This window comes from Streptomyces sp. NPDC050743, from assembly GCF_044456925.1.
Taxonomy (GTDB): Bacteria; Actinomycetota; Actinomycetes; order Streptomycetales; family Streptomycetaceae; genus Streptomyces.
In genome coordinates this window covers 1-5,405 of record NZ_JBITGJ010000121.1, presented here as the reverse complement: position 1 = coordinate 5,405, position 5,405 = coordinate 1, and the positions used below count along the sequence as shown (strand labels likewise).

At 69.4% G+C, this 5,405-nt stretch carries 7 protein-coding genes; 3 read left to right on the top strand and 4 right to left on the bottom strand.

The window, feature by feature from the left end; genetic code table 11:
• Positions 1–115: 115 nt before the first annotated feature.
• Positions 116–1,096 (bottom strand): Acg family FMN-binding oxidoreductase, encoded by a 981-nt coding sequence (locus ACIBJF_RS46020; RefSeq protein ID WP_399183507.1) that lies wholly within the window; start codon positions 1,094–1,096, stop codon positions 116–118.
• Between the two features lie 298 nt (positions 1,097–1,394).
• Here ACIBJF_RS46020 and ACIBJF_RS46015 point away from each other — a divergent pair, with 298 nt between their 5' ends.
• Together ACIBJF_RS46015 and ACIBJF_RS46010 are read left to right on the top strand one after the other, a co-directional pair.
• Positions 1,395–1,991: a hypothetical protein gene (locus ACIBJF_RS46015; protein ID WP_399183506.1), complete on the top strand. Its 597-nt coding sequence runs from the start codon at positions 1,395–1,397 to the stop codon at positions 1,989–1,991.
• A 206-nt stretch (positions 1,992–2,197) separates the two neighbouring features.
• Positions 2,198–2,857 carry a CBS domain-containing protein gene (locus tag ACIBJF_RS46010; protein WP_399183504.1) on the top strand — a complete coding sequence of 220 codons (660 nt, stop codon included), beginning with the start codon at positions 2,198–2,200 and terminating at the stop codon, positions 2,855–2,857.
• A 27-nt stretch (positions 2,858–2,884) separates the two neighbouring features.
• Here the strand turns inward: ACIBJF_RS46010 and ACIBJF_RS46005 are convergent, their stop codons facing one another.
• The 3 genes from ACIBJF_RS46005 to ACIBJF_RS45995 form a co-directional block, all read right to left on the bottom strand.
• Positions 2,885–3,802 carry a DUF1918 domain-containing protein gene (locus tag ACIBJF_RS46005; RefSeq protein ID WP_399183522.1) on the bottom strand — a complete coding sequence of 306 codons (918 nt, stop codon included), beginning with the start codon at positions 3,800–3,802 and terminating at the stop codon, positions 2,885–2,887.
• A 157-nt stretch (positions 3,803–3,959) separates the two neighbouring features.
• Positions 3,960–4,259 (bottom strand): SHOCT domain-containing protein, encoded by a 300-nt coding sequence (locus ACIBJF_RS46000; RefSeq protein WP_399183502.1) that lies wholly within the window; start codon positions 4,257–4,259, stop codon positions 3,960–3,962.
• Positions 4,260–4,454: 195 nt separating this feature from the next.
• Entirely contained in the window at positions 4,455–4,889 is a 435-nt protein-coding gene (locus ACIBJF_RS45995; protein WP_399183500.1) for a hypothetical protein, read from the bottom strand.
• Here ACIBJF_RS45995 and ACIBJF_RS45990 point away from each other — a divergent pair.
• Entirely contained in the window at positions 4,873–5,175 is a 303-nt protein-coding gene (locus tag ACIBJF_RS45990) for a GAF domain-containing protein (protein ID WP_399183499.1), read from the top strand. The genes ACIBJF_RS45995 and ACIBJF_RS45990 overlap by 17 nt on opposite strands.
• Positions 5,176–5,405: the final 230 nt, after the last annotated feature.

Here is a 5,405-nt window from a genome sequence, read left to right as displayed (position 1 = left end):
TTCGCGGCCCCCCCCCAAACCCCACTGGTAAGGCCGCCCCCCCCCCGGCCCCGCGGGTTTGGGGCCGGCCCCCCCCCCCCCCCCCCACTACCGGGACAGCCCTCGTCGTTGAGCGTCACCCCACCTGATCCGGTGCACGTCGCGGAGTGGCCGGGCCCTGCGGGCCGTACCCGAGGCGGATCAGTATCTGCACATGGCCGGTGAGGTCCGGCACGGGGCTCACATCTCGGCGCAGGTCGGGCCACTCCATCGGCTGGTGCAGCAGGGAGGCACGCACATCGTGCGCCGTGGCCACCAATAGGAGGTGCTCCAGCGCCTGTCCGGCGCGCAGCCAGTCGCTGCGACGGTCATGCTCGGTGGTCAGCAGGGCGACGACGGGCAGGGACTCGAAGGGCTGGGCGGGGAGCCGCTCAGGGTGGCGTTGTGCGGTGAAGTCACGCATGGGCAGCTGCTCGTGCGCGTCCTGCGGTCCCAGTGCCGCTTGGGGTATGCCGACGTCGGCAGGGTCGTCCGGGTCCCGGTGTACCCATCGGCGGCTCTCCACTGCCCGGTCGGGGTCGGCGCGGTTCCGATGCTCGGCTTCCGTGGCCACGCGCAGCAGCCGTGCCGTCTCGGTGGCCCTGGGGAAGGTCAGTGTGGCGCCTTCCGTTTGAGCGGCTTCGGCGAGTTCGGTTCGGATGCTGGGTGGAAGCGTCCTGCTGGAGAAGGGGAACCTGCTGCAGTGCCTGCGCCAGATCATCTCGTAGAGATCGGGGCGGTGCCCCGCAGTGTGCCGCTGGGCCGCCTCGGACAGTCGAAGGCTGGCCAGCACTCCGGGGTCCTCGGGATCCGGTAGCAGCCGTACGACCGGTGCCCAGCCGAAGTGGGCCGTCGCGACGCGGAGGTTGAAGACAGCGGCGCCGGCAGACAGGTGTAGCGCCCGGCCGACAGGATCGGCGTGGCGCAGGCCGCGCTCGGGTGCGGCGCGTACCTCGAGCGCGACGGTGTCCGGGGCGAGGCGGAAGCGCCACGGCTGGGTGTTGTAGATCGAGGGCGCGGCCACGGCGGCCGAGATGCAGGCTTCCAGGGCTGCGGCGTCGAGGGGCGCGGTTCGCATGTGGGCCTCCTCCCGTCCGGAGTCGGACAGTTGCACGTGTCCTACGAGCCTGAAGGCACCACTGCGCAGGGGCGAGGGGCCGATGGTCCCCTTGCCAGTCCCGTTCAGGGCACACCGGCCACTGCGCGCGGGCAGAGAACATCGGCGTGTCAACGATGCGTGCGTGCGCTGGGCCGACCGGTCCTGCGCCAGCATGGCCTTGGCCCGATCGGCCCTCTGCTTCCGCCTGATCGGCCCATGTCACGGGAGGGCTGCTCCTGTCACTTTCATGTGTGTGACGACGAGGAGGTGCGGAGAGATGCGCGAGGGCAGGCCCGCGGACAGGAAGCGCCGGCGGACGAAGGTGCCGCTGTGGCGATGGCGGAACAACCCGATCCGGCGACGCGACGACGTCCTCGAGGCATGGCTCCTACTCGCCATATGGGTGCTGATCGCAGTAGGTGGCACGGTGGCCGGTCTGGTAACGGCCCGTGCAGCCGACCAGGTCTTCGCCCAGCAGCGGGCCGAACGCAACCCCCTTCCAGCTGTTCTCCTTGATGATGTTCCGCGTGCCGCGACTGGGATGGGCAGGGACCTGGCCTCGGCAAGGGTCCGCTGGACCACCTCAGACGGAGCCACACACAGCGGCATGACGCTGGTGACCACCGGGAAGCAGGCCGGCTCCACGGTCAGGATCTGGATCGACGCCCAGGGGAAGCTGAGTACACAGCCGCCGACGCCCACCAGGGCAGCCGTCGAGGCGGGACTCTTCGGAGCTGCCGCGGCCCTCGCTGTGAGCGGCGTGGTGTTCGGGATCGGGGGCTCCGGGCGGTGGTACCTCGACCGTCGGTGCATCCAGCAGTGGGACAGGGAATGGGCCCTCGTCGGGCCGAAGTGGGGCCACAAGACCAGTTGACCGCAGGAACGGCGGCAGCCGGGCCAGTCTCCACACATCCCCGACGTGACAAGGCGACTCAAGGGCTGTGGCGGGTGGCGTGCCAGACAGTACGGAACAGATCCCGCAGAGCGGCCACGACCAGCCCGATCCGTACCAGCGAGGCCAACCACTCAAACGTGCCTTCCTGTACAGCGCTGTGATGAGGCGAGTGGAGGAGGTCTGACATGCCCGAGACTCCGCGTCTGGTGAGCGATGTGATGACTCTGACGGTCGTGGCTGTCAGTCGCGACGCTCCCTTCAAGGAGATCGTCCGGATCATGGAGCAGTGGAAGGTCAGTGCGCTGCCGGTCCTGGAGGGCGAGGGACGCGTCATCGGTGTGGTTTCCGAGGCAGATCTACTGGCCAGGGAGGCGCTGCGTGACAGCGCATCGGGCAGCGGTGACCAGCTGGGGCACCGGTTGGGCTTCGTCAAGGCGCGGGCGGTGACCGCCGCGGGGCTCATGAGTGCCCCCGCGGTCACTGTGGGTCCCGGGGCCACCTTGGCTCAGGCAGCCCGGATCATGGCCGTGCGCCACGTCAAGCGGCTGCCCGTGGTCGATCATGCGGGCATGCTGCGGGGCATCGTCAGCCGCGGCGATCTGCTGAAGGTGTTCTTGCGGTCGGACGAGGACATCGCGGAAGAAGTCCGCCGCACCGTGGTGTCCTTCTTGTTCCCCGCCCTCAGTCACACGATCCATGTGCAGGTGCGCGAGGGGGTCGTCACCCTTCGCGGAGAGCTTTGCGACACCTCGCTGCTCCCGGTTGCCGCACGTCTCGCCCGTGCCGTGGAAGGCGTGGTGGACGTCGAGGCGCAGGTGACCGGGAAACCTGCCATGCCGACCTGACCAAGTGACGGGTGTGGATGGTGCCTCTCACTGGTCGACCGGCCTGATGCGGCGGCCGGTGAGCCGCTTGGGCTGGATCGACACCCACATCTCACGCTTGCCGCCCGCCCACGGCTCTGTGTGGGCGTGCTCGGCCAGACGCTGCACGACGTCGGGCTCGGTGACGACTCGCGCGGGACCGACGAGGAGGACGCTCCAGCCGTGGCTCATCGCCTCGTCCACGTGGTCGACCTCGAAGGCGACCTCCGCCCCCACGGCCGCCGCAGGCACGGAGTCGGGCATCGTCCGGTAGGCGATCGCGTCATCGGTGACCTCGTAGTTCACCGGGACGACCGCCGGACCGTCTGGGGTGGACACCGCTACGCGCCCCACACCGTGGGTGGAGAGCAGGGCGCGGCATTCATCGGGGCTGAGATCCCGAAGCTCCGGGTGCAGGAGCGCATGGCCCTGCCCCGGTGGCAGATCGATTCCGCCCCCGCGCAGGGCTGCCACACTGGTCCCCAGCGCGGAGGCGAGACGGATGAGGGTCGCCAGGCTCGGATCGGCCGGGCGTTCTTCGAGGTAGGCGAGGTAGTCCGGCGCCATGGCAGCGCGGCGGGCAGCCTCGTCCCGGCTCAGGCCCTGTCGCTCGCGCTCGGCGGCCACACGCCGGCCGATGTCGCCGGGGTTCGGGCCCGGCTCCTGTGGGGTCCTGAGGGACACGTCTTCCTCCTCCGCAGCGTGCTGCCCGGAAGGACCGTGGATACTTCCCGGTCCGTGCTTGAGGTGACGGACGTGCGCGTCGGGCCCGGGAAAGACCAGTGTTACGTCGTGTGTGTCCGACCAGCGCACGTCGTACGGCGGTGTTCCATCCGCATGGTGCAATCCGACGATCTCGCCGTCGCGTCGGGTCGCGCCCGTCGTCGGACTCTCGATCACGAGTTGATCGCCGAGTTGAGCTCGCATGATCGTCACCGTCTCCTCAGGCGTGGTGCTGTCGTCCAACGCGCCACGCACGGTGTGCCACCTCACCGTTTGTGGTCTGGCACTCGGGTGGCTGAGTGGGCCGATTCCGAGACCGGGGCTGCGCAGACGGATCGGACGGCCACGATGGCGAGACCGGCTACGGCGCTGGTGGCTTGGCTGCATCCGTGGGTGAACCACGGAGTGTGGCCAGACGGCGGTTGTATTCCTCGTCGTCGATCTCGCCGCGCGCGTACCGCTCGGCGAGGATCTGCTCGGGGCCGCTGTCAGGAGGTGTCTTCTGCCAGGAGCCGTGGCCTGGGTCGGGAGGGGTGGGGTGGGCCAGGGCCCTGAAGAGCAGAACGCCGACCGTGATGATCAGCGCCCAGAACAACACCGTGCTGAGCGACATCACGAACCAGCCCCAGCCGCTCACTCCATGGCCGTACCAGAACATCATTTTCTGCCTCACCTTCCCAGGTCGTCCCAGGTACGAGGCCCGCGGCAGCAGATCTCTCTGCGTTCATCATCACTCGCCGCCGGGCACGAGCGCGACGGTCCGGACGGCCCTGCGCCAAGGGCCACCGAGCCCTGCCCGGCTCGGACCGGTCCGATCGGCAGGTGATGCCCTTCCGGCGAAGGGGGATGAGCCGCCCTATCGTGGAATCGGCAGCACCGTGATGACCAAGCTGCCCGCTCCGTCACGAAGGGGCGCGCCATGAAGCCGGACCACCACTCGCTCCCGCTCCGACAGCGCCTGCGCGTGGACGCCGAACCGGGTCGGGTCGCGGAGCAGCTCAACGCGCTCGCACGCGCCCAGGAACGCTTGTAGGGTCTGCTGGACGCCGTTTTGGCGATCAGTCGGGAACTGGAACTGCCCGAGGTACTGCATCAGATCGTCAGCACCGCGATGGACATGGTCGGCGCCCGATATGGCGCCCTGGCCGTCGTGAACGAGCGGCGTACGGGCCTGTCCGAATTCATCGCCGTCGGGCTCACCGAACAGGAGCGGGCTGACCTGGCAGAGGTCGGGCAACCGCAGGGCCGAGGGCTGCTCGGGCAGCTGATTCACCTTGCGGGTCGACGACATCGCCACCCACCCGCTCTCGGCGGGCTTCCCGCCAGGGCACCCACCGATGCGCACCCTCCTGGGGGTGGCCATCACCGTGCGCGGCGAAATCTACGGGGACCTGTACCTGTCCGAACGGCACGACCATCAGCCCTTCGACGAGCAGGACGAGGCCGTGGTGGTAGCCCTTGCCGGCGCGGCGGGCGTCGCCATCGACCATGCCCGGCTGTTCACCGGGTTCCTCCGAGGATGCCCCGGCCGTCAGGCCGGGGAGGAATCGGACTCCTGTGGGGCAGGGCAGGGGTAGCCGGATCGCCGTCGGGGCGATCCGGCGCCCCGCCCCGCACGGCGGTGATGTCGCCCACGATGATCGAGAGCTCTCAACTGTCAGTGCTCTCGGGTAGGTTCGGATGCATGACGACGGAGGCTGGCACGAAGGACGCCGGGCATGCCCGGTACACCTTCCGTGTGCGCCTGTCGAACACGGCCAGGCGCCGGCTCGAAGCCGAGTGGGATCGCTGCCGCTGGATCTGGAAC